Genomic DNA, 25,107 nt, shown 5'->3' on the forward strand with positions numbered 1-25,107 from the left:
CCCTGCATCAGCTGGGTCGATTTTCATTTATATGCTCGAGCCAATTTGTTATTTTTTTAAGGAGCGATCGCAATCGTCATGGCTGAATCATACTTACTGGACAAACTAAAATCCGTTGAACAAACTTTTAATGAATTAACACGTCGTCTTGGCGACCCCGATACCGCTAGCAATCCTGATGAGTATCAAGAAATTGCTAAGTCTCGTTCTTCTTTGGAAGAGGTCGTTGATACTTATGAAATTTGGAAAACAGCCCAAGAAGACTTGATCGGAGCGCGTGAGGTTTATAAAGAATCTGCGAGTGATCCAGAGTTGCAAGAAATGGCATCACTGGAAGTAAAAGAACTTGAAGAAAAAATCGAACATTTAGAGTCTCGCTTGAAAGTCTTGCTGCTACCACGCGACCCCAATGATGAAAAGAATATCATGTTGGAAATTCGCGCTGGTACTGGTGGCGATGAAGCAAGCATTTGGGCTGGCGATTTGATGCAGATGTACACCCGCTATGCCCAGACTCAAGGTTGGAAAGTTTCTCTAGTGAGCGAATCTCGTGGAGAAATGGGTGGCTGGAAAGAGGTCATTCTCGAAATTAAAGGTAATGATGTTTACAGCCAGCTAAAGTTTGAAGCTGGAGTGCATCGTGTGCAGCGCGTGCCGGCAACTGAATCTGGAGGACGGGTTCATACTTCCACAGCTACCGTGGCGATTATGCCAGAGGTGGATGATGTGGAAATTCACATTGACCCGAAAGATATTGAAATGACTACAGCCCGTTCTGGTGGTGCTGGTGGACAAAACGTCAACAAGGTGGAAACAGCCGTTGACTTGATGCACAAACCGACGGGAATACGCATTTTCTGTACAGAAGAACGCAGCCAGTTGCAAAACAAAGAACGGGCGATGCAAATTCTGCGGGCGAAGTTGTATGACATCAAGTTAGGCGAACAACAAGCAGCTGTTACTTCCATGCGGCGATCGCAGGTTGGTACTGGATCGCGATCGGAAAAAATTCGCACCTATAATTATAAAGATAACCGCGCTACCGATCATCGGTTAGGTCAGAATTATTCTCTTACCCCTGTTTTAGATGGTGATTTAGAGACACTTATCCAGTCTTGTATATCTCTAGACCAACAGGAACGGCTGGCGGAGTTAGCGACTTCTGCCGCTAACTAATTTTTGCTGTTAAATATTATGTAAAGCCACTTGTTGTACTGTTGTTTTTAACACAGACAAGTGGTTTTCTAATATCGCGTGGAGTATATCTTCTATTTCACTGGGATAATGATAGTAGGTAAATTCGTACTTCATAAGGTAATTTAACTTTGCCCATTCCTTCAGAGTTTCACAGGTATAAATTAGCTTTTCCACTTCTTCTTGCCAACGTGCAAAAATCCGGTAGCTAAAAAAGCTGCTGCATATATTGCCTTTTGCATCCCAGTAGGAAATACACACTTGATGCTTCAGAAGGTGGATTTTTTTGATTTGCTTAACATCGTAGCCTTTAACTTTTAAAGCTTCTTTAGTTTCTGCGTCAGAAATGTTCCACTGTTCTGGTTTAATTTTATTAGTGGCTATAAGGTTTTTACCTTTGCGGCGATATTGGTTAATTTTGCGTGGCTTGCGAAACATGATGCACCTTCGATATTATTTCTCGCAGCAAAGTCTAGCTACTAGCACAAGCGCCGTAGCAAACTAAGTTTTTTGGGTTGGTTAAAGATAGATAGGTTAGTCTACTAGCTTGATGCCTGTAGTTGCCGATTTACAACCAGAGATATAGTTTAGTACTAAAACACAAGGCTGTCAATATAAAAGTAAACTTGTAATATTGAAAGTAGACTTGTAAATAAAGTTGGCTAGCTATATAAGCAGTGAAGATCGAAAGCAAACAAAAACTGATTGAAATCATTAAACTAGCTCGCGGTTCAATGAGTCAGCGAGCATTTGGTAAGCTTTTGGGGGTATCTGCTACTGCTGTTCAGATGTGGGAAAAAGGTGTGAAGGTTCCAGATACAGAAAATTTGGCTCGAATCGCATCGAAAGCAGGCTACACAATGGAAGAGTTAATCAGCTGCATAGATGGCAAGCCAATTCCAGAAACCTCAGATTTGAGTCTGATTCTTAGACAAATCCAGCACATGCCTTTGGCTCAAGTGGCTCAAATAGTCCAAGCTGCGGCAGAGAGATTGGCGGCTGTGGCTGAAGCATCTGGGGATGAGGCGAAGGCTAGTTGAATATTTGTTCAGGATTGAATTTAAATTATTAAAATATAACGTTTCTCGTTTGTATGCAATACACTCTGACCTCTCTCCAAACCTCTCTCCTAAAAGGAGAGAGGCTTTGAATTTTACTCCCCTTCCCTTGTAGGGAAGGGGCTGGGGGTTAGGTCTGTATTGGACTCAACCTAGAAGCGCTATAGCTCTCGTTTCTCAACTCTATGGACAAACCTTTTTTGTATGACCAAGATTTCTATGGCTGGACGCAGCAGCAGGCTAAAGCGTTAGAGCAGAGGCTAGTTATGGAACTAGACTGGCAACACCTGCAAGAGGAAATTCAAGCTTTGGGGAGACAGGAGTATCGGGAACTCGTGAGTCATCTGAGCGTATTACTCGGTCATCTCTTGAAGTGGGAGTATCAACCCAAACAACGTTGTCGCAGTTGGTTTTTAACAATTCGAGAACAGCGCCGCGCCATTCATAGGCATCTGCGGCAGAACCCTAGCTTAAAGTCTCGAATAGAAGAAGCCTTGTTAGATGGCTTTGAAGGGGGAGTGGATTTGGCGTTACGAGAAACTAACTTACCATTACGAGCTTTTCCAGAACATTGCCCTTATTTATTTGATGATGCGATCGCAGACAATTTTCTGTGTGATACTCGTCAAGACTGGGAAGGATAATTACTACCTTTTTTATAATGCTCATTTATTATTTGGAGATACCTTAAGTAGAACGAGGTGAAAAAATTATATACTTATAAGTTTTACTCCAAGGTAGTTAGATATACTTACATCTATGAAACAATTAATAGGAAATGTAAAACAAACTATAGCGCAAAAAGAAATACTTTGGGCTTATCCAATTGCACTGAAATTACAAAAATATCACTATAGTTTGGCAATCCAATGGGCAATAGAATGCATACAAATATATTCATCCGAGATTGAATCGGACAAACTCTCCCAGCTTAATAAATATATTCAGCAAGCTTTGTCAGAGCCAAATTTTTTAACTCCTTTACAGTGTAATGAAATTAGTCGAGAAATATGGTATTTGCCTGAAAGGGAAGAAATTCAAACTGCAATAGCTCGAGTATGGGGTTCTATGGCAGCTTTTAAAGATGGAGAAGATCGTGGTGGAGTAATGGAAACCACTAGGGCAGTCGAATTAGTATTACCTAATATATACGATCATCGTCTATTAGATCGATACCTAGAAGCTGCTGTAATAATTTTTGAAGAATACGAATCACAAAACTAGGCGTGTGAGTAGTAGAATCGCATTGATTCACATGGCGATCGCTAATTTTGGCTGAGTTAGAGGTTCTGGTAGAAATACATAACGGCTGCACAAACTAAGTTCGTCTGCGTGGACTCCAGCAAGTTGAAACCCACGGAGGTAGGTTTTGTCTGTATAGCTGCGATTTCTAATCACCAGTGCTAGGGTATTTTACTGGCAGTTAAAGAATAAATGGTTTTAAAATGGTGCAATCTTAAAATATTTAGGGTGCAACTATGTCGCTACGCAATGAGCCTTTAGATTGGCAACTTGAAACGAATAATCCTTATATACCAGTTTATCATCAAGGTAATTTTGTAGGTTTTTTCAAACCAGAATATGCTAATGAAATTATTAAAACTTTAAATGAAGAAGAAGTTTTAAAGAAAGCGCTAAAAATGGCTTGTACTGATTTAATTAAAAAAATCGGTGGCGATACCAGAAAAGTCAATTATTTAATGGAAAAATATGTAAAAACTAGTGAGCGCCCGAAGCATGGAACTAGAGCGATCGCAGTTTTACTTAAAGACAGACAAAAAGAGCTTGACTTGAGTAATCAGGAGTTTGCTAAATTCTGTGACACCTTTAAATTATCTCCGACTGAACTGAATAATATTTATACTGGAGAAGCATTTGATGATAGTTTGTTAGCGCCACTATCACGTATATTAGGGATGGCAAAAGAGCAATTGCTGAAAGTGCGAGATGGTTGTGAAGAATCAAGCAACACATAAACAGCAAATCAAAATCTTCAAATGATATAAACTTGTGAAAACAGACATCATCTTTTATCGGCTGTTTCAAGAATTCCCTGATATCTTCTTTGAACTTATTGGTAATCCTCCAGAATCAGCTAGCCTTTATCAATTTTCATCAGTTGAAATCAAACAAACAGCCTTCAGAATAGATGGTGTGTTTCTACCGACGCAAGGAAGCGAGAACCCGATTTACTTTGTAGAAGTACAATTTCAAGCTGATGGGGAAATTTATTCACGGCTAATTGCAGAAATATGTTTATACCTCCGTCAGAATCAACCATCAAATGACTGGGGTGCTGTGGTTTTATACCCAAACAGGAATGTAGATACAGGCAATATCAAACATTACCATGAGTTTTTCACAAGTGGGCGCGTCAGGCGCATTTATTTGGATGAATTAGGTGAAGGTGCATTGCTTCCAATTGGCATTGCAACTGCTAAATTAGTAATTGCAACCGACGATATAGCGATCGCACAAGCAAGGGAGTTGATAGACAGAACTAAGTCCGAGATAAACTCACCACCAAAACAGCAGCAATTATTACAATTTATAGAGACTATCTTGGCTTACAAGTTTCCCACAATGAGTAGGGAGGAGATGGAGCAAATGTTTGGATTAAGCGAGTTAAAGCAAACCAGATTTTATCAAGAAGCCTTTCAGGAGGGTGTTGAACAAGGTAAGGTTCAAGGCATCGAACAAGGTAAGGTTCAAGGCATTGAACAAGGTAAACTCAGAGCAGTACCAGCAATGTTGGCAGCCGGGTTGACTGTAGAACAAGTAGCACAGGCGCTAGATTTGAGTGTAGAACAAGTCAGACAAGCCGCGCAGTAGGATTCTTCTGATCAAGGAGTAGAGGAATTGGTGGACTACAACATAGGAACTATGAGTTTCAAAGATACAAAAGTTTATCAAGAAGCATTTGAAGAAGGGCGTTTGGAAGGTTTACGGCAATCAGTACCTCGTCTATTAGATTTAGCGTTAACTATTGAGCAAGTTGCGGAGGGATTAGGTTTAACTATAAACCAAGTTCAAAACGCAAAACTCTATCATGATGGCATCCAAATAGGGGAGCGTATAGCCAAATTAAAATTAATACCCACCTTGTTGAAATTTGGGGTGACAGTGGAACAAGTGGCTGAGGCATTTGATTTCAGTGTCGAAGAAGTCAGACAAGTAACGCAAAGCCAGCCTTAAGATAGATGTGGTAAATTTTATCCGTGGCTCAAGCCAAATTTGGTTTGCGGCTTCCAGACATTTTCACGACGAATTTATAGTTAATTTTTGTTAATATTAGAGGCGGTGTTAGTACTTCGTCCTCAACCACCCACTCCCTACCTGAGAGAAACTTAATGCTGCGACTAGAACATATAAGTAAAATTTATCCCACAGGCGAAGTTCTCAAAGATATCAACTGGGAAGTTAAACCAGGCGATCGCATTGGCTTAGTCGGTGTCAATGGTGCTGGAAAATCCACCCAACTGAAAATCATTTCTGGGGAAATTGAACCCACCGCAGGCGAAATTATCCGTCCTAATAGCTTACATATAGCCTACCTTAACCAAGAGTTTGAAGTAGACCCCAGCCGCACCGTTAGAGAAGAATTTTGGACTGTCTTCCAAGAAGCCAACGAAGTACAGTTATCTCTGGCGCACATACCACAAGAGATGGAAACGGCTAACCCAGAGGAACTGGATCGACTGATCGACAAGTTGGATCGGTTGCAGCGCAAATTTGAAGCCTTGGATGGCTACAACTTAGATGCACGCATCGGGAAAATTTTACCAGAGATGGGGTTTGGGCTAGAAGATGGCGATCGCCTCGTCAGTGCCTTCAGTGGTGGTTGGCAAATGCGGATGAGTTTAGGTAAAATCCTGCTGCAAAAACCCGACTTGTTGCTGCTGGATGAACCGACTAACCACCTAGATTTAGAAACCATTGAGTGGTTGGAAAATTATCTCAGAGGGCTGATTACGCCGATGGTAATAGTCTCCCATGACCGGGAGTTCCTTGACCGTCTCTGCACCCAAATTGTGGAAACTGAACGTGGCGTTTCTGCTAGCTACCTTGGTAACTACTCGGCATATTTGGAACAAAAAGCCGAAAGTCAATCAGCACAACTGAGTGCTTACGAACGCCAGCAGAAAGAATTAGAGAAACAGCAAACCTTTGTTGATAGATTTCGCGCTAGTGCTACCCGCAGTACCCAGGCGAAAAGCCGGGAAAAGCAACTCGACAAAATCGAGCGCATTGAAGCACCCGTTGGTGGTATGAGAACTCTCCACTTCCGTTTTCCCCCTGCACCCCGCAGTGGACGCGAAGTAGTGGAAATTAAAGATTTAACTCATCTTTATGGTGATAAAATCTTGTTTTTAGCAGCAAATCTGCTTATTGAAAGAGGCGATCGCATTGCTTTTCTTGGCCCCAACGGTGCTGGAAAATCTACCCTTCTGCGCGTAATTATGGGTATGGAACCACCCACTGAAGGTACCGTTCAATTAGGGGATCACAACGTTATTCCTGGTTACTTTGAGCAAAATCAAGCTGAAGCCTTGGACTTGAAGAAAACTGTCATGGAAACTATCCATGATGAAGTTCCAGACTGGGATAACCAAGAAGTCCGAACGCTTTTGGGACGCTTCTTATTTACTGGTGATACTGTATTTAAGGCAGTTGGAGCATTAAGTGGAGGAGAAAAAGCTCGTTTGGCGTTGGCAAAAATGCTCTTACGTCCCGCGAACTTACTAATTTTAGATGAGCCGACAAACCATCTAGATATTCCAGCCAAAGAAATGCTGGAAGAAGCGCTCAAAAATTATGACGGTACGGCAATTGTAGTTTCACACGATCGCTACTTTATTTCTCAAGTAGCTAATAAAATCGTCGAAATCCGTGATGGTGAATTCCGCGTTTATTTAGGAGACTATCATTACTATCTCCAGAAAATTGCCGAAGAAAAAGAACAAGCAAAGTTAGCTGCGATCGCTGCTGAAAAAGCTGCTAAAAAAGCTGCAAAAGCTTCCAGTAAAAAGAAATAAGAGATCGAGTACAGACTTAGTAGTAGTGCTAAAATGCTACTACTAAGTAATTACTTGTTATTAGCGATCGGCAACACTACAGAAAAATTGCTAAAGTTTAAAAAATCATTCAAAAAACTGTTAAGTCTTTCATAAAATAAATTAATAAGCAAAAATTCACTTGCGGCGTGGATTAGCAATGGTATCATTCGGGTATTACAAAAAGTAAAGGGCAATTTTACTATGACCAAAGCACCTGTTGCTCCTGTGGTGCTAGTCATTTTAGACGGATGGGGCTACTGCGAGGAGAAGCGAGGAAACGCTATTGTTGCTGCTAAAACTCCCATTGTGGACAGTTTATGGGCAGCTTACCCGCATACCCTCATCCGCACCTCAGGAAAAGCCGTAGGGTTGCCAGAAGGTCAAATGGGCAACTCGGAAGTAGGTCATTTGAACATTGGTGCTGGGCGAGTTGTACCGCAAGAACTGGTACGCATCTCTGATGCGGTCGAAGACGGTTCTATTGCCTTAAACCCAGCACTCGTTAAAATCTGCCAGGAAGTTCGCTCTCGGAATAGCAAGCTGCATCTAGTCGGGCTTTGTTCTGAGGGAGGGGTACATTCTCATATCACCCATCTATTCGGACTACTTGACTTAGCCAAAGACCAGCGAATTCCAGAAGTTTGTATTCACGCCATTACCGATGGTCGTGACACCGCCCCAACTGACGGTGTAAGAGCAATCACAATGCTCCAAAATTATATAGACCGCACAGGAATTGGGCGCATAGTCACCCTTAGCGGTCGCTACTACGCGATGGATCGTGATCACCGTTGGGATCGGGTCAAACGCGCCTACGACGTGATGACTCAAGATGGTGTGGTTGATAATCGCAACGCTGTGGAAATCTTGCAAGCATCTTACGCCGAAGGGGTAAAAGATGAATTTATTAACCCCATCCGAATTGCACCCGGCGCAATAGAACCAGGGGATGGGGTGATATTTTTCAACTTCCGCCCCGATCGCGCCAGACAACTGACTCAAGCTTTGGTCAGTCCCACGTTTAACGGTTTTGAAAGACAGCAAATTACACCACTGTCTTTTGTCACGTTTACACAGTATGATTCAGACTTACCCGTGGCTGTAGCCTTTGAGCCGCAGAATCTCAGTAATATTCTGGGAGAAGTCATAGCCAATCATAGTCTAAATCAGTTCCGCACCGCCGAAACAGAAAAATATGCCCACGTCACCTATTTCTTTAATGGGGGTCTAGAGGAACCTTTTGCTGGAGAAGATCGGGAACTGGTAAGCAGCCCGATGGTAGCGACTTATGATCACGCCCCAGCAATGTCAGCAGTAGCAGTTACAGATGTTGCGATCGCTGCGGTTCAAAAAGGTACGTATTCCTTAGTTGTGATTAACTATGCTAACCCAGATATGGTAGGGCATACTGGTCAAATCGAAGCTACCATTACAGCAGTTGAGACAGTTGATCGCTGTTTGGGACGCTTGTTAGAGAGCGTTATCAAAGCAGGCGGTACAACAATTATTACTGCCGATCACGGTAACGCTGAGTATATGCTAGATCATGGGGGTAATCCCTGGACAGCCCACACCACTAACCCAGTCCCCTTGATCTTGGTAGAAGGCGAGAAAGTCAAAATCCCTGGATATGGTACAAATGTCGAACTGCGAAGCGATGGCAAGCTATCCGACATTGCCCCCACAATTCTAGAGATTTTACAGCTGCCTCAGCCACCAGAAATGACCGGGCGATCGCTGCTGAAAACAGCAGATTATGAACTGCAACGCACTCGCACTCCCGTGCAAGTAGGGCTGTAAAATAGTGCTGAGTGCTGAGTGCTAAGTTAGGAGTTTTTAGTGAACTCCTAACTTTTGAATTCAGAATTCTGACTTCTGACTCTTGACTCCTGACTCCTGTTTTTTAAAACTTGTTATAAATGAGATTCCACCATGACAGTTACTAATATCGTGCAAGGCATTTGGGCGTTTTCCGCCACTGGTTTGATTATCTTGGTTTTATTGCATAGCCCAAAAGGTGATGGCATTGGAGCCATTGGCGGACAAGCCCAGCTATTTAGCAGCACCAAAAGTGCAGAAAACACCTTAAACCGAATTACTTGGGCATTGACAGTAATTTTTCTCGGTTTAACAGTAGTTTTAAGTGCTGGTTGGCTACCTAAATAAGGATAGGTAAATGGGGAAAAAAACCCAACACCAAATACTTAACATCCTAATAACTTTAATCTCACAACGGTTAATTACAGCTCTTGCCTTATTTATTGGCACAGGGCTGTTTATCGTTTGTATTAATCTTCATTCGAGTTATGGGTTTACAATAATACCAAAATATGTATATTCAGACTTAAAAATTTCTCTCTCTACTTCGTCTCCCCCAAAACCCCATCCCTTACCGCCTACACTTGCACAGTGGCAAGATAATACTAATAGTGGTGACTACTTTTCCCAAGTCACAACAACTCAAGTTGGTTATTTAATCTGGTCACAATTTCCTGTAAGAGTTTACGTAGAACCACCAAAAGCCGTTAGCCAAAAACAAGCTCAAGCATGGGTTAACGCTGTATTACAGGGTGTACAAGAGTGGAGTACTTATTTACCTTTAACAGTAATCAAACAGCCAGAAATTGCTGATATTACGATTGTGCGAAAAGCGCCACCTCTACAAATTTCCCCTGGTAGTAATATACCTCGTGCGCGATCGGCACAAACTACTTACAAGTTGTACACCAGCAACAAAGTTTTATCTCACCGCTTCACCATCTTGCTAAGTCCCAGTCAAACAGGTGAGTATCTCATTGCAGCAGCCCGCCATGAATTCGGTCATGCGCTAGGAATTTGGGGTCATAGTCCGCTACAAACTGATGCGCTATATTTTTCTCAAGTTCGTCAACCGCCGCCTATTTCTTCCAGAGATGTAAATACTTTAAAGCGGGTTTATGAACAGCCAACTACTTTAGGATGGTCGTTAGTGGATAATTCAAATATTAATTGATAGGTAGACTATAAGCTCGTCACTACGGAAAAAATGCTACTAATAGCGAGCCGACTTTATCATTACTTACAATCAAAAAATTGAAGATTAAGGCAACCAATTTTTATCCAAAATTTGTTCTAAGGTATAAGGAGATAATTCAGGTAAATTAGTAAAATGTGTTTTAGCTTTAACATAATCTAAAGCATTGTTATAAATTATGCTGAAATTCTCCTCTAAATGATTGCGTAAATTGGCACTTAAATCTTCATTTAGTTGATTACGAAAACTAATAATTTCTGCTGCCCAATGATTAGCATTTCTTGGCTTTTCTAAATCCCAATATCGATAAAGTAATAAATGTCTAATAATCTGTTCCAATAAACTTCTGACTCGCCTTTTTTCATTTTTAGCCAAATCTTCCAATTCTTCTATTAAGTTTTCATAGTCAATGTCTGCTAATTGTCGATTTTTGAGACATTTAATGGTCTCTTCTAACCATTGCAGGTAATTGGATTCATATAATGTTTTTATGTCGATGATTGCAGTCATTTTTTGATTTTGTAGCTTTAATTTACTATTATTTATTATTTCATGTTAACTAATTTATTAATTTTTGCCGATAATTATTTACATTTTATGGCATTGCTTTGGGTGAGATGATGCACTACCATTAGTTTTCCAGCGTTTTAAATCTCTTTATCGGATCTTGTTGGGGATTAAGAGCAATTTCACGATGCCAGTCTTTTCTTAAGCTCTGCCTCTAGTTGTTCATCAGTACTGACCACTACCCGCCCTGGCTTGGCTCTCATAATACTGAGGAAATATTGAAATGCTTCTTCATCCTGGGGGTTGGCTTTTACGTATTCCCGCAGTTCTTTTTCTGACAAATTTAAATAGTCACTCATCCGATAATCTCCTCTCCATTGCTAAGAATCTCTACCTGAATTGTTTCACCGATTAAAACTACGATTCTGTTTGTTCTTTGATCAAATCTAACTAATTCTATATTCCGTAGTAAATTACTGGTGCGAACGCTTAAACGGAAAAAGGCTTTGAGTTGGTCTATGGTTGGTTCCATTTGCTATTGTCTACTTTTCCGTTAACGCTGCGCTATCTGTTGTAACAACTGGGGTTGCCTACGCTCTACGACTTAGCGGTAGAGGTCGCTGTGCTAAAACTTCTTTATAAAGTTCTTCCAGCAGAGTAATATTTTTACTAAGGGTATAGCGGTCTAATACACGCTGTCTGGCTTTTTGCCCCAGTAAGGTTGTTAACTCTGGATGGTCTTGCAACACTGGCAAGAGGGTTCTTAATTGCGATCGCGCTGTTTTAGTACTAATAACTATACCTGCGCCCTTTTCCAATACTTCTCCATCTGCACCCACGTCTGTTGCTAAACAAGCTAGCCCGCATGACATTCCTTCTAACAGAGATAGGGACAAACCCTCTACCAATGAAGGCAAAACAAATACATCTGCGCCCCGCAAAATCTCAATGCGTCGGTCTTCATCAGCGATAAATCCCAACCAGATAATGCCGTATTCTGAACCATAAAATTGCTCTAAAGAAGACTTTAAAGGCCCATCGCCAACAATTAGCAACTTAGTACCTGGTCCCATTGCCGACTGCTTCCAAGCCCGGAGCAGGGCTTCGACATTTTTCTCTGGCGCGATTCGACCCTGATAGACAAATAAACGTTCGGCTTTAAATTCTGTTTTGACTTGAGAAAACCCTGGAGAATACTTCGCGGTATCAACACCGTTGGGAATTACGGCTATATTTTCTTTCCTCACACCCATTCCTGCCAATAATTCTCGCTGAATTTGAGAAAATACAATCACGCGATCATAGTTAACTAAAAAAGGTGCGTAGAGCTGATAAGCCAAAAGTTGTGTTCCCGATATCAGCTTTGCTCCCTTGCCAGCAAACGGTGTGTGAAAAGTGGCAACTAGGGGCAACCTCAGTTCTTCACAGATTTCTGGTAGAAAAAAGTCTAGAGGAGATAGCGTCAAGGAAGCATGGACTATATCTGGCTTGATTTTCCGCAACGAATCGGTTAAAACTTTGGTCGCTTTAAAAGTGGGAATTGTATAAACCTGGGACTTGTAAATGAAAGGGAGGGAAACCTCTCGAAGATTTGGCCAATTGTCAGGTTCAGACTCTTCCTGGGCGAAGTGAAGAAAGCTAACTTGATGTCCCCTGTCTAGCAAGGCATTTGTAATTTCTCGACTGTAGGTGACATTGCCGCAAAAGGGTGATTTTTTTCCAATCCAGGCTATACGCATTCTTTATTTAGCTGTAAGAAAAGCGGGTTTGATCTATTACTCGTGTGTCCTTCGTGATTTTTATTTTATCTAGCTATACTTGCTGGTTTTTTTAGTTATTACAGATTCCCAACATAATTTAGTTTAAAAAGCCTATTTTAAGCTGATTAAACCAGTGGGTTTATGGCTTTATTTATTCTACTTATAAGTTGTTAATTTATGATATTTAAACAACTTATTTTGACTAATGTCAGATTGATATCCCGCAAGTATGTGATAAATTTTCACTGAGCATAGTTTACCATGAACAGAAAAGCTTTAAGTAAATATTAATTACTTTAAGGTAATGAATAATAGCTCTTGTTAGCTGATAACTACTTCTGTGAGTTATACCAGGATAATATACCTCCTGAAACCACGATCGCAGCTAATCCCAAAAAAACTGCCTGTAATCCTACAAAGGTTTCTGCTACACCTGCTAATGCCAAAGGTAAGGAAAGAGCAATATTAATTACATTGTTTTGTAAACCAAAGACTTTACCACGCATTTCTGGAGGTGTTTCTGTTTGGATCGCTGTTTGCATAGGAATACCCACTAGTGCCCCAAAGATACCTAATAGCATCACCAGTAACAGAACTAGCCACAGTTGGGTTGTAAATATTGATAGACCAATCAGGGATGCTGTCATGCCCATACAACCACACAGACTTAGCTTGGTATAGGAGAAGCGTTGACCAAATTGACCGAGAATTGTTGCTCCAGCAGCAATGCCAACACCGCCGGCTGCTAGTAAAAAGCCGAACTGCGAGGCTTTCATGTTGGGAATAATTTCCGCCATGCGAACGGCTAGAACAGTTAATGCTGCAAAGACAGAAAACAATATAATTAGCTGAAGCAAAGCATTGCGGACGCGATGATTTGCTTTGAGGTAGGCAAAACCATCTCGCAAGTCAGAGAATACGTGAGGGAATTCTGTACCGGGGTCATGGTGTTTTTCATTAGTTGCCAACAGGAATAAAATTAGTCCTGCGATCGCATAACTACCACCGACTAAAAATTCTTTGCCCAAACTACCACTACCACCAATTTGCAGCCAAAGTCCATCTGCGATCGCTAACAATGGTTCCCCGACAGCAAATCCAACAATCACCGATGCCATCATCGTTGTTGTGTAAAGCGAGTTTGCCGAGAGCAAATCCTGTTCTTCTACCATTAAGGGAATTGCCGCCTGTTCTGCTGGTGCAAAAAACTGCGTCAGCGTCGAAACTAAAAAAGTTACACCCAGAATGATCAAAAAACCCACAGGCAGTACTCCTATGGGTTTCCAGTCATGAGTCAACCACATCAGAAAGGGAATTGACAAAACCAGGATGCCGCGCCATATATTTGTTGCCACCAGCACAGCCTTTTTCGACCAGCGATCGACAAATACACCAGCCACGGAACCAAACAATACAGCTGGAATCGTAAAAGCCATCATCAAGGCTGATACCCAACCACTAATACTTTGATTACTAGCCTGAAACTGAGTATTAATCAAAGCAATCATCAGCACCAAATAAACTTTATCTGCTAGTTGGGAAAAAACTTGACCGCCCCAAAGAGCCAGGAAATTAGGGTTTTTTAATACAGGCAAAAACCCCTGTTGTTTGAAATTTACTAAACCACTTTCCCCACCTGAACCAGATCCATCTAATTTTTGTGGTTCTTTTTCTGGGATAGTAGCTACTGGCAAATGCCCGTTACTATCTCCTTGGGCAGTGGTTAATTTGTCCTCAGATTCTCTTTCTGATTGACTTGGAACATCAGTTTTTGGGATCTGATCTGTCCAACTTTGATCGTTTTCAGAAACATCTTTTGGGGACATTTCTTGGCCATTAATTTGACTAGGTGTACACTTGGAAACGGCGCTCAAGTGATTCCTGACTGTAGGTTCTGATACCCTATTCTGTTTTTTAGCGAGGCTTGGAGACAAAGGCAGGATTTTTTTATCCAAATCAGACGGTTGCATCATGGTTGGCAGCAAAATAAGAGTCGATCAAGGTAGCAGAGCGGATAGGGCGACCTAATTGATACTGAGCATACTGGCGCAAAATCTGCTCAACAGATAACCAGTCATGATCTCTAGCACCATCAATTTGCATTATCTCTGGTTGTGACAGATGTTGAAGCAAAGCTAGTTCCATAGCACCCGGACGACTAGAAATCACAGGTATTTCTTGCCGATGCACAACAACTGTTTGGGCATTGGGCATGGGGGATGGGGCATGGGGCATTGGGAATTGGTTATTAATCTTCCTCTGCTCGCCTGCTACTTTGCTCCTCTGCCCCTCTCTTCGTAAACTTTCCCAAGCTTCTAAGCAAACCGTTCCACCCGCAGGGATGCTAAATCCTACCTGCCAGTTGGGGTTTGTAAAGTCTGGCTTTAGGGAACGTCCAGATAAACAGCAGACTTGCACTTGTGGCGTTACTCCTGCTAACGCTAAAAGGTGAAACACCCCATGAGCTAGATGAGCCAAAACCCTAGATGGATTTGCACTAGACAATGCCTCCAACCGATGGAGATGTTCATTGAACAACTCATAAAGTTCTTCTTGGGGTTGTTCGCTTAAAGCTTGACATAGGACTATTTCTGCTAAATACTGGCTGGCAGCCAATTTTCCTAAATCTTTAGCTAAACCAGGATAAGTTTTTAACGTCTGTGCTTGAGTAATTTTATCAAGCGATCGCCCTTTCGCAATCAATAGTTCATTCACAACAAACATACCACTCCTACCGCCCAGGCTGGAGTTGTGCTTGCGTGCCCCTGGAGCTACTGCTCGAATCAGACCGAATTCTGGTGTCAAAATCGTCACTATTTTATCCGATTCTCCCAGCACCTGAGTTTTAAGATTAATTCCAGTTGCTTTGTAGGTTCTACTCATTAGTCATTGGTCATTAGTCATTAGTCATTAGTCATTAGTTATTGGTCATTCTTCATTTGCAAAGGACAAAGGACAAATGACAAATGACTATTCACCCTTTCCCAGGTTATCGCGCTGGCGGATCAAATCGATACCGCGAGATGTGCCTAATCTAGTAGCACCCGCTACGATTAAGTCTAGAGCTTGATTGATAGTGCGGATACCACCTGAGGCTTTAATTCCCACTTTTTCTTTTGCAAATTCCTGCAAAAGACGTACATCTGCCACTGTTGCACCACCATTCCAACCTGTACTAGTTTTTAAGAATGCCGCTCCCGCCTCCATAGCTATTTCAGCAGCTATTTTTTTTTCGGCATCTGTCAACAGGTTAGTTTCCAAAATGACCTTGACAGTTTGCCCAGTTTCTTCACAAATTTCAGCAATTTCCCGGTGGACTTCTTCAGTTTTTCCAGCTTTCAACCAGCCCAAGTTCATTACCACATCCAACTCAGTGGCCCCATTATCCGCCGCCTCTTGAGCCTCATACAGTTTCACTGCTGAAGTCGTTGCACCAGAGGGAAAGCCAATCACCGTACAGACTTTTGGGTTTTTACCATGCAGGAGTTCGACTGCTTGTTTGACATAGGCGGGGTACAAGCAAACCGCCGCAAAATTGAATCTGTATGCTTCTTCACACCACTGCTCAACCTGCTCTGGAGTAGCCGTTGGCATTAAGAGGGAGTGATCGATAAATGGCGCAATATCAATGTTTGGATAGTCTGCTGCCATCGTGTCTTCTGCCAGTAATTATTAAAGTTTATAAAAAATTAAAACATTTCTTATATATATATTAAACCATATTTATTACGAGTTTATTCTGAAAACAAGCTGCTGACTTCTCTTGGATGTCAGCTTTGTATATATCGCAGAATTACTGTAAGTGTTTAAGTTGACATTAGGCAGTAGTAAGATTAGGAATATCAACAGCATTTGTCACACTAATTCCTAAGAAGTTAATAATAGTTTTAGCTAACCCCTTTGATGTCAAATATGGGACGCCATTACCAATAGTTTTAAACATATTTGTGAGCGACATATTCTCTGGAAGCACAAAAGTTGCAGGCAAAGATTGTATGGCTAAAGCTTCCGCCACAGATATTCGCCGGATTTTATACGGATGCAAATGTACTTCATTATTTCCATAGCAAGCTGTCGGAGAGTAACGCCATCTGTGAAGACGCTTGAAAGACTTTTTAGAATCATCACCTTCATCAATAGCAGCAAATCTGGTGATACCTGCCCTTGGTTGAAAACAGTTATCAGCATTGGGATGCTTTAGCACATTATTTTTTCTAAACCAGTATTCAACGGTTAGTTCTTGAGGAATGCCATCAGGGCAAGGCATTATAGAATTTTCTTGAAATGGATCGCACTTACACCAAGGATAAACAAAAACCTTTTTTTGAGGATACAAAATATGATTGTTCCAAGGAAAAATCTCTTCAGATAGTAACTTTTCAATACTGTATTTTATTCCTATATCCTTTATCAAAGTATTTTGGAAACCAATGAGAATAATTCTTTCTCTATCCTGAGGTACACCATATTCGATAGCATTAATTAACCGCTCTGTTAATATATAGCCTGCTTCCAGTAATTGTTGCTTGAGCGATTCAAAAAATAAACGGTGTTTTGTCGTTCTCCACAATCCTTTAACGTTCTCAAATAAAAAGAAATCTGGAAGATTGCGGCAAATTAATTCAACGTAAGAAGCGGAAAGCTTGCCATTCTCTCCTAAATGTCCTCTATTTTTCCCGCCAATAGAAAAATCAGGACATGGAGGCCCACCAATGAAGCCGACAATATTATTAGATTTGCGACAGTCTTGTACTAACTCTCTGAGGTGTTGTGTTTGTAAACCTTCGAGAAGTTGTGTTATATCTCCTGCTTCTCCGTCATGATACCCATATTCTGGCAACGGTAGATTGAGAATCTGCCGTGAATACCGATATGCCGCCATGAATGGTGAAAAAATTTCATTGACGTAAACAATGTTAAAACCGCTGGTTTCAAAACCTAAATCTAGCAAACCTGAGCCAGCAAAAAAGGAAAAAATACAAGGACGATCGCTCATTCAATAACTAGTGCCGTGAGAGAGTCTTAATTAATATCGGAAAACATGGGGTTTATACTTACGTACCAGTCAAAAATAAACAATTTTAATATTGCTTAAATAGGAAAAAAATTCACATCTAATCTAAGTATTTAATATCAAAATTTACTCAATCTTTAAGGAAAATACCTGACAGAAAAAGAGGATGAAGTCACAATTAAATATAGGAGTTTTCAAACTCTAAATCATGTTTAAGACAAATATTTGTCATTAAATAAAAATTCGGGGTAATTCGGACTAATTTTTATGCGAATTTTAATTTACTCCTACAACTATTATCCAGAGCCAATCGGTATTGCCCCACTAATGACTGAATTAGCAGAGGGACTAGTGAAGCGTGGGCATCAAGTGCGCGTAGTTACTGCTATGCCCAACTACCCTGAGCGTCAAATTTACCAGGAATATCGGGGCAAGTTGTATCTCAACGAATACAAAAATGGTGTTCAAATCCAACGCAGTTACGTTTGGATTCGTCCCCAACCCAATCTATTAGATCGGGTGTTACTAGATGCTAGTTTTGTTGTCACTAGTTTTTTGCCTGCCCTTATCGGTTGGCGTCCAGATGTGATTCTCTCAACATCGCCATCTTTGCCAAGCTGTGTACCAGTCGCTCTTTTAGGATGGTTACGTGCTTGTCCTGTGATCTTAAATCTACAAGATATATTACCAGAAGCAGCCGTCCATGTCGGTCTGCTGAAAAATAAATTGCTTATAAAGTTATTTGCAGTGTTGGAAAAATTTGCTTACCACAGTGCCAGTAAAATTAGCGTCATCGCCGATGGGTTTGTGGACAATTTGCGAACTAAGGGTGTAAAAGCTGACAAAATTGTGCAGATTCCCAACTGGGTTGATGTAAATTTTATCCGCCCTTTGCCTAAAGAAAATAACCCTTTCCGCGCCGTACATAACCTGAATGGCAAATTTGTAGTACTTTATTCTGGTAACATTGCCCTAACCCAAGGCTTAGAAAGCGTCGTTAAAGCTGCTTCTGTGTTACGCCATATCCCAGATATTGTTTTTGTCATCGTTGGAGAGGCAAAAGGTTTAAAGCGATTGCAACAAGAATGTCTAGACTGCGGCGCAGATAATGTTTTGCTATTGCCATTTCAACCCCGCAAATATTTGCCAGAAATGTTGGCAGCTGCTGATGTTGGCTTGGTGGTGCAAAAGAAAAATGTTGTATCCTTCAATATGCCGTCAAAAATTCAAGTGCTACTTGCTAGTGGCGCGGCCTTAGTTGCCTCTGTCCCTGATAATGGTACAGCAGCAAGAGCTGTTAGGCAAAGTGGCGGTGGAATTATCGTTCCTCCAGAAGATCCTCAAGCTTTAGCAATGGCAATTTTAGATTTGTACCAAAACCCGGAAAAAGTCAAAACTCTAGGTTATAAAAGTCGCAAATATGCCGTTGAAAACTATGCTTTTGAGCAAGCTTTAAATCAGTATGAGTCCTTGTGTTACTCCTTGACGGCAGAACGTGGAGCAATTCAGTCCACAAGAGTTAGGAAACAAGAAGTTTAATTTACAGCAGTGGGGTTAGATTACACAAAATGCTAAACTCAAAACCCTAACGATTCTGCTCCAATTGCTCTGGCTGTTGCAGCCTAATTTTCTTACCCTGTTTAGGCTGGGCTAGTACTTAAACTGCATCTACCTTGAAAACCTAGTGTTTTGAATTAGGGTAAAGCTCAGAACTCAAGCCACAACTGAATAATATCCTCTCCTGAAAAACTCCAGGTTTCAAAATAGACGGGGTTTAGTAGGTAAAGGTTGTACGAATGGTACCAATATAAATGCTGCCATTACTATGATTATGTTCTGGACTCGTAATCACGAATAATCCCGGAGTTATGGCCAGATTATCTGTGACTTGAAGGTGGTAAAAGGCTTCCAGATGTAACGATGTATCCTTATCTTTGAAGTCATCACCGAAACTATTATGAGTCACTTTGGGAGGTTGACCCACTGTAAATCCTGCAAAGCTGCCTTTTCGTCCGATATCTCTGAGAGCTAGTAGCACTGCCCATGTGAAGATGGACGCATTGGGATCTATTGGTAAATCTTCTGCTTTTGCATGAATAAAACCAACTCTACCACCGAGAGTAATAACTGGGCTAAGTTGCCAAGCAGCTTCTGCACCAAATGAATTAGCAACGATCGCATCTGCCTCCTCATTAAATGGATCGCTGGTTAATTCGCTTCCAGTTCCCGTCTTCAAATTGTTATGAGAGTGAATATAGGTAAGGCTGAGTTCTGTTGTTTTTGTCGGTTCGAGGGTTAGTTGAGCGATCGCTCCGTAAGGGCTAGCAAAAATTCCCTTCTCTGAATTAGCTGCATTGCTGCTGATATATGCTACTGACAGATTCAGAGCATCATTCAAATTATGAGAAATACCGATACCTGCCCCACCACCTTGTCGGCGAATGGGATTTTCTCGCCCAAATGTAGAAATCGATCCGTCTTCACTACCGCTAAAAAGAGGATTGACGCTAGGAACAAAGTCACCTAATCCTCCTCCCAACGCGTACAAAGTCATGCGGGTTTCTTTACCTAATGGAAATCTGTACTCTAACTCATCTACTTCCACCTCATTATCATTGTCACCATCAAATCCCAAATTTGCCATTTGAGTTCCAGTCACATCTTCTAATTCTGGTGTGTTCCTTGCTTGTAAGCGCACTTGCAATTTATCTTTTCCAGTAAAACTGCTTACGAAGCTCAGGCGGATGCGATCGCTCAATACTAAATTTTCATTTATTGGTTTACTGCTGTTGGCTCTCTTTTCACCAGCAAATCCAGTCACAGCAAAGATGGCCTGTGCCTCAAGCTGAACATGGGGTGAAAACTGTTGCGTTTCTAATGCAGCAACGTTGGTTTCTAATAAAGTAGCTCGTTTTTCAAGGGTTTTTAATTCTGCGGATAATTCTGAAACAGATGTAATTTTACTTAATGCATGATTATCAGCATTAGATTCGCTTAAGTTATTAGGTTTGTCGGTAATGGGTGTTGCAATAGCTGGAGTTATGCTACTCAAAGTGCATGAGATAATTAAACTAATTAAGCGAAATTGTCGCCAAGAAGTTGAAGCTAACAATACTTTCTCCTGAAAATTAGCGATTAGGATATAAGAATTTGAATATCAAGACGAACCGCAGAGGCGCAGAGAACACAGAGAGAATAAGGAGAGATTTTTACGAATGATTTAGGATTGTTAGAGAAAATAAGAGTTTAGATCACGATGCGTTTCTAATATGCAAACGCTGTTCGCATAGGTTTAATAATGCTTCTGTAAAAGGACGACGTTCTAAAAATTGTGTGCTGATGTGAATATGTCGTACTAGTGTTAAGGTTACGTAGGATTGAATTGAAGTTTTAAATTCCTCGTTTGTAAGCTGAATAAATCTTTCAGTTAGGGCAGTTTCCCAATCGTGTAATGCTTCTGAATTACCCAGTATGCGAAGGCTGTATTCTTTAATATGACCAATGAAGTTACCGATATCAATGGCTGGATTACCTTCACAATATAAATCAAGGTCGATGAGATACAAATGAGAGCCATTAATAATCACTTGATCGGGATAAAAATCTCGATGAATACCACAGTGTTTTTGTTCTAGAGTATTTTCTCCTAAATGATTACATGCTTCTAATATTTGTTCTAAGCGTTTTTTCCATTCTGGATATTGTTGCATCACCAATGGAATCCTTTCATTCAAGATTCGCAGTTCGTCTGACATGGTATGAGAACGGCGAGCAGGAATGTTAGTTTGGTGAAGTTTATGAGCAGCTTCAGCAATTCGTTTTGCCAGGAAAAGGGTGTTGGTTTGAGTTAAGAATTGAGTAGCGATCGCTCCTTGAACTTTTTGCTGTAACCACATCTGCCATTCGGGAATTATCTCTACAGGTTGCGGTACTGAAATTCCATCAGCGCTATCGTCTGCAAATCCTGTTCGCCACAAGGATTTTTGTAATTCATAACTATTAAAGTCTGTTCCTTTAGCTCGGATTTTGCCAATTAATGTAATGGTTTGTCCGTGATTATTGAGCAATTCATATTCAATCAGACAACGCCGCCCTGGTTTGTGACGAATGACTTCGATTTTTTGCAGTTGGGCATTTTGAAATATTGGCAAGTACTCAGTGAACCGTTGTTGTACTTCCAATGGATCAAGAGCGGCTGACAAAAATGGCATTTTGAGATCAGTTACACTGTTGAAGCGATCGCTAACGAAAACAGTCATATTTATTGGGTGTAAATCTAAAAATTTTTATTCTCTTTGGACAATATGTAGCGCCATAATTTAATACGGTTCAGTTAAGGCTTTACTCTTTGTCAAGTGAATTTTTTTAACGAACTGCAAAGGACGCAAAGGACACGAAGAAAGAGAAGAAAGAGAAGAAAAATGCTTAACTGAAATGTATTGCGCCATAATTCGGTTATGTCATCAGAGGATTTGACTTTTCCTCAGTTCGGATTGCAGTCTGCATTTGATACAATGCCGCATAACGACCATTGTGTTGCATTAATTCCCGATGAGTGCCTTGTTCTAGCACCTGCCCATTTTCTATGTAAAGAATTATATCTGCGCGAGTTGCAAGATACAGATCGTGAGTAATTAAGAAGGTGGTGCAGTTTTGCGAGAGCCGTTGTAGAGCATCAACGATCGCTTTCTCATTGCCTTGATCTAGCCCAGTTGTGGGTTCATCTAAAATCAAAATTGGAGCTTGACGAATAGCAGCGCGGGCGATCGCAATTCGTTGGCGTTGTCCACCTGAAAGGGTTGCGCCTCTTTCTCCCACAAGTGTGTTGTATCCTTGGGGTAAAGCTTGGATGAAATCATTAGCATTAGCTAGACGAGTGGCTGCTTCAATTTCTGCATCCGATACGCCGGCAATGCCGTAGGCGATGTTTTCTCGAATAGTCGCGGCAAATAAGAGGCTGTCTTGCAAAACTACACTAATTTGTGGGCGTAATGATTCCAATGTGTACTCGCGGATGTCTCGCCCATCAATCATGACTTTACCCATCGTCGGCTCATAAAGTCGTAATAATAGACTTACTAAGGTAGATTTACCACCACCGGATGTACCAACGATCGCTACTTGCTGCCCTGGTTGAATGGTTAAATTGATATCTTCCAGCAGAACTTGTCCTGGTTCATAGGCAAAGTGAACATGATCAAAACAAACCTCACCTCGGAAAATTGGAGCCGGTATTGCATCCGGCAAATCTCGGACATCAGGTTGCTGTGATAATACATCTAAAATTCGCTCACCAGAAGCAGCAGCTTTAGCAAGTCTTCCGGTGTACTTAGCAAAGTTCTGAACCGGCTTAAAGGCATTTTTGAGATAGGTGAGAAATACCAGCACATCACCCGGTGTTAAAGCATTTTGCAATGCCAGCCAAGAGCCGTACCATAAAACAAGTGCTGTTCCTAGTGCAATTACAGCATCAACGGTTCGTTCGAGATGAGCCGCAAGGCGTTGGGTTTTGACGCTCTCCTTCAGGCTACGCTGATTTTGTTGAGAAAAAACTCGCGCAAAGGCATCTTGTAGCGAGAGGGCTTTGACTAATTTAATCGCAGCAATTGACTCAGCCGCCGTCGCCGCCACAGCCCCTTCTTGTTTGCGTTGTCTTAATGAAGACTCTCGAATTCGCTGACTCAGCCGATTCGTGACTAATGCAAACAATGGTAGGGTAAGTAGTGCAAGTAGGGTGAGGCTGCGATTTATCCAAAGCATCACGCTAATCATGCCAAACAGTGTGAGAATGCTCACTACCAGAGGTAATGCTGCCGTGATCATAATTTCTTGCAGACGGCTAGCATCGCTACTCACACGAATAATTAAATCGCCGCTACGAGCTTTGGTATGGTAACTCAAGGACAAATCTTGAAGATGACAATACAGATGATTACGCACCTCAGTCATGACTCGGCTACCTACTGTTGCTAGTCCGACGGTACTCCAATAGGCGGCAAGTGCGCGTAACCCTGTAATGACAAGGACTGTAACTGCTGAAACTGTCAGTAATGTAACTGGCTCCAGGCGATCAATTAATGGGATATTAGTAGGTTGATCGCCTTGAATTAGAACGTAATCAAAGACAAACTTTAGGGGCCACGGTTCCAGCACCCGTAGTCCGACATCCGCAACCAAAGCGATCGCAGAAATCAAAAGTAGTCCATACTGTTTTTGAATGTAAGGCCAGAAATAACGTAGTACTCCCCATAAACCGGGAATAGCTTTTTTCTGTGGCTTTGAACGTCCCATTTATCCTCTCACCTCCACTTGGAATTGAGGCGGAGTATTTAATCCAGCTATATGCAAAATCTGTCGTGCGATCGCTTCCCAAGTGTGATGTTCTATAACCGTTTTCCGCGCCGCTTGTCCCAAAGAATGGCGCAAATGAGGCGATCGCCACAATTTTTCTAATGCCTCTGCTAAGGCGATCGCATCACCTGGTGGGCAAAGAATCCCATTCATCCCTGTGTCAATTAGCTCCAGCAATTGCCCAATACCACTAACAACTACTGGCAAACCAGCCGCCATATATTCATAAACTTTCAACGGTGAGAAATAAAAATCGGATTCAGCCGGATATGGTGCAACAGCAACATCCATTGCTGCTAATAATTTCGGAATTTCATCAGGATTCACCGCTCCGGTGAATTTAGTATGAGAGTGTAATCCTCGTGCCAATAATTCGGCTTCGAGATTTTCCCGTTCGGGGCCATCGCCAACAATCAAAAGTCTGGCATTGGAAACTTGTTGATGCAATTGAGCAAAAGCTGTTGTGAGAATTGGCAATCCATGCCACGGTTTCAATGTACCGACAAATCCCACTGTAAAGGTTTCTGATTGCGTTGAAGATGCACGATCAAAAGTAGAGAAGCGATCGGGATTTACACCATTAGGGATGACATGAACTTTGCTACTTTTGACATACTTTATTAAGTAAGTTTTCACTTCCGATGAAACAGCAATTAGTGCTGTAGCCGCTTGAAAAACCCGATTGGCAACCTGTTCAGCGCTGTGGCAATCAATCAAGCCGCGATGTTTTGCCTGTTCTGCAATCAGAGGTGAATTCACTTCTAATAATCCGGGAATTCCCATTGCTTGGGCAAATTCCATTGCGCTATAACTCCAAAGGGAATAACGCTCATAAATTAAGTCAAATGGGCCAAACCTCTGCAAATCTAAACGCAAATCGGGATTAATCGATAAGGCAACTTGCTCTCGCACAGCCCGTTCTAGTTTTGGGATGGCTGGAAGCTGATGAACTGAAACATTAGTTAAATCTGCGGGTGGCTTTCCACCAATACGAGTGGCAAACAAATCAACTTGAATATTTTTCCGTTGCAATGCTCGAATTACTTCTTGGACATGGATAGAGCATCCTTTTTGCCCAAATACAGGAATTCCTGGATCGGCACAGATATAGGCAATTCGCACGCTCTAAACCTCCTGAACTACTTTTAAAGTC

Annotated in this window: 26 protein-coding genes; 12 read left to right on the forward strand and 14 right to left on the reverse strand. The window is 41.5% G+C overall.

Annotated features, from left to right (window positions below; all coding sequences use genetic code 11):
• Positions 1-78 precede the first annotated feature (78 nt).
• Positions 79-1,176 carry a peptide chain release factor 1 gene (prfA, locus tag VB740_RS19580; RefSeq protein ID WP_323201589.1) on the forward strand — a complete coding sequence of 366 codons (1,098 nt, stop codon included), beginning with the start codon at positions 79-81 and terminating at the stop codon, positions 1,174-1,176.
• Between the two features lie 9 nt (positions 1,177-1,185).
• On the opposite strand, the gene VB740_RS19585 is transcribed toward prfA, so the two are convergent.
• A complete protein-coding gene (locus VB740_RS19585) occupies positions 1,186-1,632 on the reverse strand; it encodes a hypothetical protein (protein WP_323201590.1) in 447 nt (148 codons plus the stop codon).
• A gap of 239 nt (positions 1,633-1,871) precedes the next feature.
• Here VB740_RS19585 and VB740_RS19590 point away from each other — a divergent pair, with 239 nt between their 5' ends.
• From VB740_RS19590 to VB740_RS19600, 3 genes are all read left to right on the forward strand, one after another.
• Positions 1,872-2,234: a helix-turn-helix domain-containing protein gene (locus VB740_RS19590; RefSeq protein ID WP_094328443.1), complete on the forward strand. Its 363-nt coding sequence runs from the start codon at positions 1,872-1,874 to the stop codon at positions 2,232-2,234.
• Between the two features lie 203 nt (positions 2,235-2,437).
• Positions 2,438-2,896, forward strand: a complete 459-nt coding sequence (locus tag VB740_RS19595; protein ID WP_323201591.1) for a DUF29 domain-containing protein — start codon at positions 2,438-2,440, stop codon at positions 2,894-2,896.
• A gap of 115 nt (positions 2,897-3,011) precedes the next feature.
• Complete coding sequence (locus VB740_RS19600) at positions 3,012-3,476, forward strand: hypothetical protein (RefSeq protein WP_323201592.1); 465 nt, start codon at positions 3,012-3,014, stop codon at positions 3,474-3,476.
• Positions 3,477-3,503: 27 nt separating this feature from the next.
• Here the strand turns inward: VB740_RS19600 and VB740_RS19605 are convergent, their stop codons facing one another.
• Positions 3,504-3,650: a hypothetical protein gene (locus VB740_RS19605; RefSeq protein WP_323201593.1), complete on the reverse strand. Its 147-nt coding sequence runs from the start codon at positions 3,648-3,650 to the stop codon at positions 3,504-3,506.
• Positions 3,651-3,730: 80 nt separating this feature from the next.
• Between VB740_RS19605 and VB740_RS19610 the strand changes: the two genes are divergently transcribed.
• The 7 genes from VB740_RS19610 (at position 3,731) to VB740_RS19640 (ending at position 10,301) form a co-directional block, all read left to right on the forward strand.
• Positions 3,731-4,228, forward strand: coding sequence for a hypothetical protein (locus VB740_RS19610; RefSeq protein WP_323201594.1), 498 nt, complete (start codon positions 3,731-3,733; stop codon positions 4,226-4,228).
• A 34-nt stretch (positions 4,229-4,262) separates the two neighbouring features.
• Positions 4,263-5,084 (forward strand): Rpn family recombination-promoting nuclease/putative transposase, encoded by an 822-nt coding sequence (locus VB740_RS19615; RefSeq protein ID WP_323201595.1) that lies wholly within the window; start codon positions 4,263-4,265, stop codon positions 5,082-5,084.
• A gap of 51 nt (positions 5,085-5,135) precedes the next feature.
• Positions 5,136-5,447, forward strand: coding sequence for a hypothetical protein (locus VB740_RS19620; RefSeq protein ID WP_323201596.1), 312 nt, complete (start codon positions 5,136-5,138; stop codon positions 5,445-5,447).
• Between the two features lie 155 nt (positions 5,448-5,602).
• Entirely contained in the window at positions 5,603-7,288 is a 1,686-nt protein-coding gene (locus VB740_RS19625; protein ID WP_323201597.1) for an ABC-F family ATP-binding cassette domain-containing protein, read from the forward strand.
• Between the two features lie 222 nt (positions 7,289-7,510).
• The gene (gene gpmI / locus VB740_RS19630; RefSeq protein WP_323201598.1) at positions 7,511-9,109 is read left to right on the forward strand and encodes a 2,3-bisphosphoglycerate-independent phosphoglycerate mutase; all 1,599 of its coding nucleotides are present in this window, start codon (positions 7,511-7,513) and stop codon (positions 9,107-9,109) included.
• Positions 9,110-9,241: 132 nt separating this feature from the next.
• Complete coding sequence (gene secG, locus VB740_RS19635) at positions 9,242-9,475, forward strand: preprotein translocase subunit SecG (RefSeq protein ID WP_094328436.1); 234 nt, start codon at positions 9,242-9,244, stop codon at positions 9,473-9,475.
• Positions 9,476-9,485: 10 nt separating this feature from the next.
• Complete coding sequence (locus tag VB740_RS19640; protein ID WP_323201599.1) at positions 9,486-10,301, forward strand: peptidase; 816 nt, start codon at positions 9,486-9,488, stop codon at positions 10,299-10,301.
• A gap of 87 nt (positions 10,302-10,388) precedes the next feature.
• On the opposite strand, the gene VB740_RS19645 is transcribed toward VB740_RS19640, so the two are convergent.
• From VB740_RS19645 to VB740_RS19680, 8 genes are all read right to left on the reverse strand, one after another.
• A complete protein-coding gene (locus VB740_RS19645; RefSeq protein ID WP_323201600.1) occupies positions 10,389-10,832 on the reverse strand; it encodes a DUF29 domain-containing protein in 444 nt (147 codons plus the stop codon).
• 179 nt (positions 10,833-11,011) lie between these two features.
• Positions 11,012-11,188 (reverse strand): DUF6887 family protein, encoded by a 177-nt coding sequence (locus tag VB740_RS19650; RefSeq protein WP_323201601.1) that lies wholly within the window; start codon positions 11,186-11,188, stop codon positions 11,012-11,014.
• Positions 11,185-11,361 carry a DUF6888 family protein gene (locus tag VB740_RS19655; protein WP_323201602.1) on the reverse strand — a complete coding sequence of 59 codons (177 nt, stop codon included), beginning with the start codon at positions 11,359-11,361 and terminating at the stop codon, positions 11,185-11,187. The genes VB740_RS19650 and VB740_RS19655 overlap by 4 nt, the downstream gene beginning before the upstream one ends.
• Positions 11,362-11,419: 58 nt before the next feature.
• On the reverse strand, positions 11,420-12,568 hold the full coding sequence (locus VB740_RS19660) for a glycosyltransferase family 4 protein (protein ID WP_323201603.1): 1,149 nt from the start codon (positions 12,566-12,568) through the stop codon (positions 11,420-11,422).
• A gap of 353 nt (positions 12,569-12,921) precedes the next feature.
• Entirely contained in the window at positions 12,922-14,559 is a 1,638-nt protein-coding gene (locus VB740_RS19665) for an MFS transporter (RefSeq protein ID WP_323201624.1), read from the reverse strand.
• A complete protein-coding gene (recO, locus tag VB740_RS19670; RefSeq protein WP_323201604.1) occupies positions 14,546-15,472 on the reverse strand; it encodes a DNA repair protein RecO in 927 nt (308 codons plus the stop codon). Before recO ends, VB740_RS19665 begins: the two co-directional genes overlap by 14 nt.
• 87 nt (positions 15,473-15,559) lie before the next feature.
• The gene (gene deoC / locus VB740_RS19675) at positions 15,560-16,240 is read right to left on the reverse strand and encodes a deoxyribose-phosphate aldolase (protein WP_323201605.1); all 681 of its coding nucleotides are present in this window, start codon (positions 16,238-16,240) and stop codon (positions 15,560-15,562) included.
• 166 nt (positions 16,241-16,406) lie between these two features.
• Entirely contained in the window at positions 16,407-17,585 is a 1,179-nt protein-coding gene (locus tag VB740_RS19680; protein ID WP_323201606.1) for a DNA cytosine methyltransferase, read from the reverse strand.
• Positions 17,586-17,870: 285 nt separating this feature from the next.
• Here VB740_RS19680 and VB740_RS19685 point away from each other — a divergent pair, with 285 nt between their 5' ends.
• Complete coding sequence (locus tag VB740_RS19685) at positions 17,871-19,142, forward strand: glycosyltransferase family 4 protein (protein ID WP_323201607.1); 1,272 nt, start codon at positions 17,871-17,873, stop codon at positions 19,140-19,142.
• Between the two features lie 235 nt (positions 19,143-19,377).
• On the opposite strand, the gene VB740_RS19690 is transcribed toward VB740_RS19685, so the two are convergent.
• The 4 genes from VB740_RS19690 to VB740_RS19705 form a co-directional block, all read right to left on the reverse strand.
• Positions 19,378-20,715: an iron uptake porin gene (locus tag VB740_RS19690; protein ID WP_323201608.1), complete on the reverse strand. Its 1,338-nt coding sequence runs from the start codon at positions 20,713-20,715 to the stop codon at positions 19,378-19,380.
• Between the two features lie 139 nt (positions 20,716-20,854).
• Positions 20,855-21,862, reverse strand: coding sequence for a phosphotransferase family protein (locus VB740_RS19695; protein ID WP_323201609.1), 1,008 nt, complete (start codon positions 21,860-21,862; stop codon positions 20,855-20,857).
• 196 nt (positions 21,863-22,058) lie between these two features.
• Positions 22,059-23,894: an ABC transporter ATP-binding protein gene (locus tag VB740_RS19700; protein WP_323201610.1), complete on the reverse strand. Its 1,836-nt coding sequence runs from the start codon at positions 23,892-23,894 to the stop codon at positions 22,059-22,061.
• Positions 23,895-25,076: a glycosyltransferase family 4 protein gene (locus VB740_RS19705; RefSeq protein ID WP_323201611.1), complete on the reverse strand. Its 1,182-nt coding sequence runs from the start codon at positions 25,074-25,076 to the stop codon at positions 23,895-23,897.
• Between the last annotated feature and the right edge of the window lie 31 nt (positions 25,077-25,107).

The organism is Nostoc sp. UHCC 0251 (genome assembly GCF_034932245.1).
Lineage (GTDB): Bacteria > Cyanobacteriota > Cyanobacteriia > Cyanobacteriales > Nostocaceae > Nostoc.

Coding starts and splice junctions, on each gene's coding strand:
- gpmI (WP_323201598.1), top strand. CDS start 7,511: ATGACCAAAGCACCTGTTGCTCCTGTGGTGCTAGTCATTTTAGACGGA.
- prfA (WP_323201589.1), top strand. CDS start 79: ATGGCTGAATCATACTTACTGGACAAACTAAAATCCGTTGAACAAACT.
- secG (WP_094328436.1), top strand. CDS start 9,242: ATGACAGTTACTAATATCGTGCAAGGCATTTGGGCGTTTTCCGCCACT.
- VB740_RS19620 (WP_323201596.1), top strand. CDS start 5,136: ATGAGTTTCAAAGATACAAAAGTTTATCAAGAAGCATTTGAAGAAGGG.
- recO (WP_323201604.1), bottom strand. CDS start 15,472: ATGAGTAGAACCTACAAAGCAACTGGAATTAATCTTAAAACTCAGGTG.
- deoC (WP_323201605.1), bottom strand. CDS start 16,240: ATGGCAGCAGACTATCCAAACATTGATATTGCGCCATTTATCGATCAC.
- VB740_RS19655 (WP_323201602.1), bottom strand. CDS start 11,361: ATGGAACCAACCATAGACCAACTCAAAGCCTTTTTCCGTTTAAGCGTT.
- VB740_RS19600 (WP_323201592.1), top strand. CDS start 3,012: ATGAAACAATTAATAGGAAATGTAAAACAAACTATAGCGCAAAAAGAA.
- VB740_RS19640 (WP_323201599.1), top strand. CDS start 9,486: ATGGGGAAAAAAACCCAACACCAAATACTTAACATCCTAATAACTTTA.
- VB740_RS19625 (WP_323201597.1), top strand. CDS start 5,603: ATGCTGCGACTAGAACATATAAGTAAAATTTATCCCACAGGCGAAGTT.
- VB740_RS19695 (WP_323201609.1), bottom strand. CDS start 21,862: ATGACTGTTTTCGTTAGCGATCGCTTCAACAGTGTAACTGATCTCAAA.
- VB740_RS19665 (WP_323201624.1), bottom strand. CDS start 14,559: ATGCAACCGTCTGATTTGGATAAAAAAATCCTGCCTTTGTCTCCAAGC.
- VB740_RS19610 (WP_323201594.1), top strand. CDS start 3,731: ATGTCGCTACGCAATGAGCCTTTAGATTGGCAACTTGAAACGAATAAT.
- VB740_RS19680 (WP_323201606.1), bottom strand. CDS start 17,585: ATGAGCGATCGTCCTTGTATTTTTTCCTTTTTTGCTGGCTCAGGTTTG.
- VB740_RS19595 (WP_323201591.1), top strand. CDS start 2,438: ATGGACAAACCTTTTTTGTATGACCAAGATTTCTATGGCTGGACGCAG.
- VB740_RS19660 (WP_323201603.1), bottom strand. CDS start 12,568: ATGCGTATAGCCTGGATTGGAAAAAAATCACCCTTTTGCGGCAATGTC.
- VB740_RS19685 (WP_323201607.1), top strand. CDS start 17,871: ATGCGAATTTTAATTTACTCCTACAACTATTATCCAGAGCCAATCGGT.
- VB740_RS19645 (WP_323201600.1), bottom strand. CDS start 10,832: ATGACTGCAATCATCGACATAAAAACATTATATGAATCCAATTACCTG.
- VB740_RS19700 (WP_323201610.1), bottom strand. CDS start 23,894: ATGGGACGTTCAAAGCCACAGAAAAAAGCTATTCCCGGTTTATGGGGA.
- VB740_RS19650 (WP_323201601.1), bottom strand. CDS start 11,188: ATGAGTGACTATTTAAATTTGTCAGAAAAAGAACTGCGGGAATACGTA.
- VB740_RS19585 (WP_323201590.1), bottom strand. CDS start 1,632: ATGTTTCGCAAGCCACGCAAAATTAACCAATATCGCCGCAAAGGTAAA.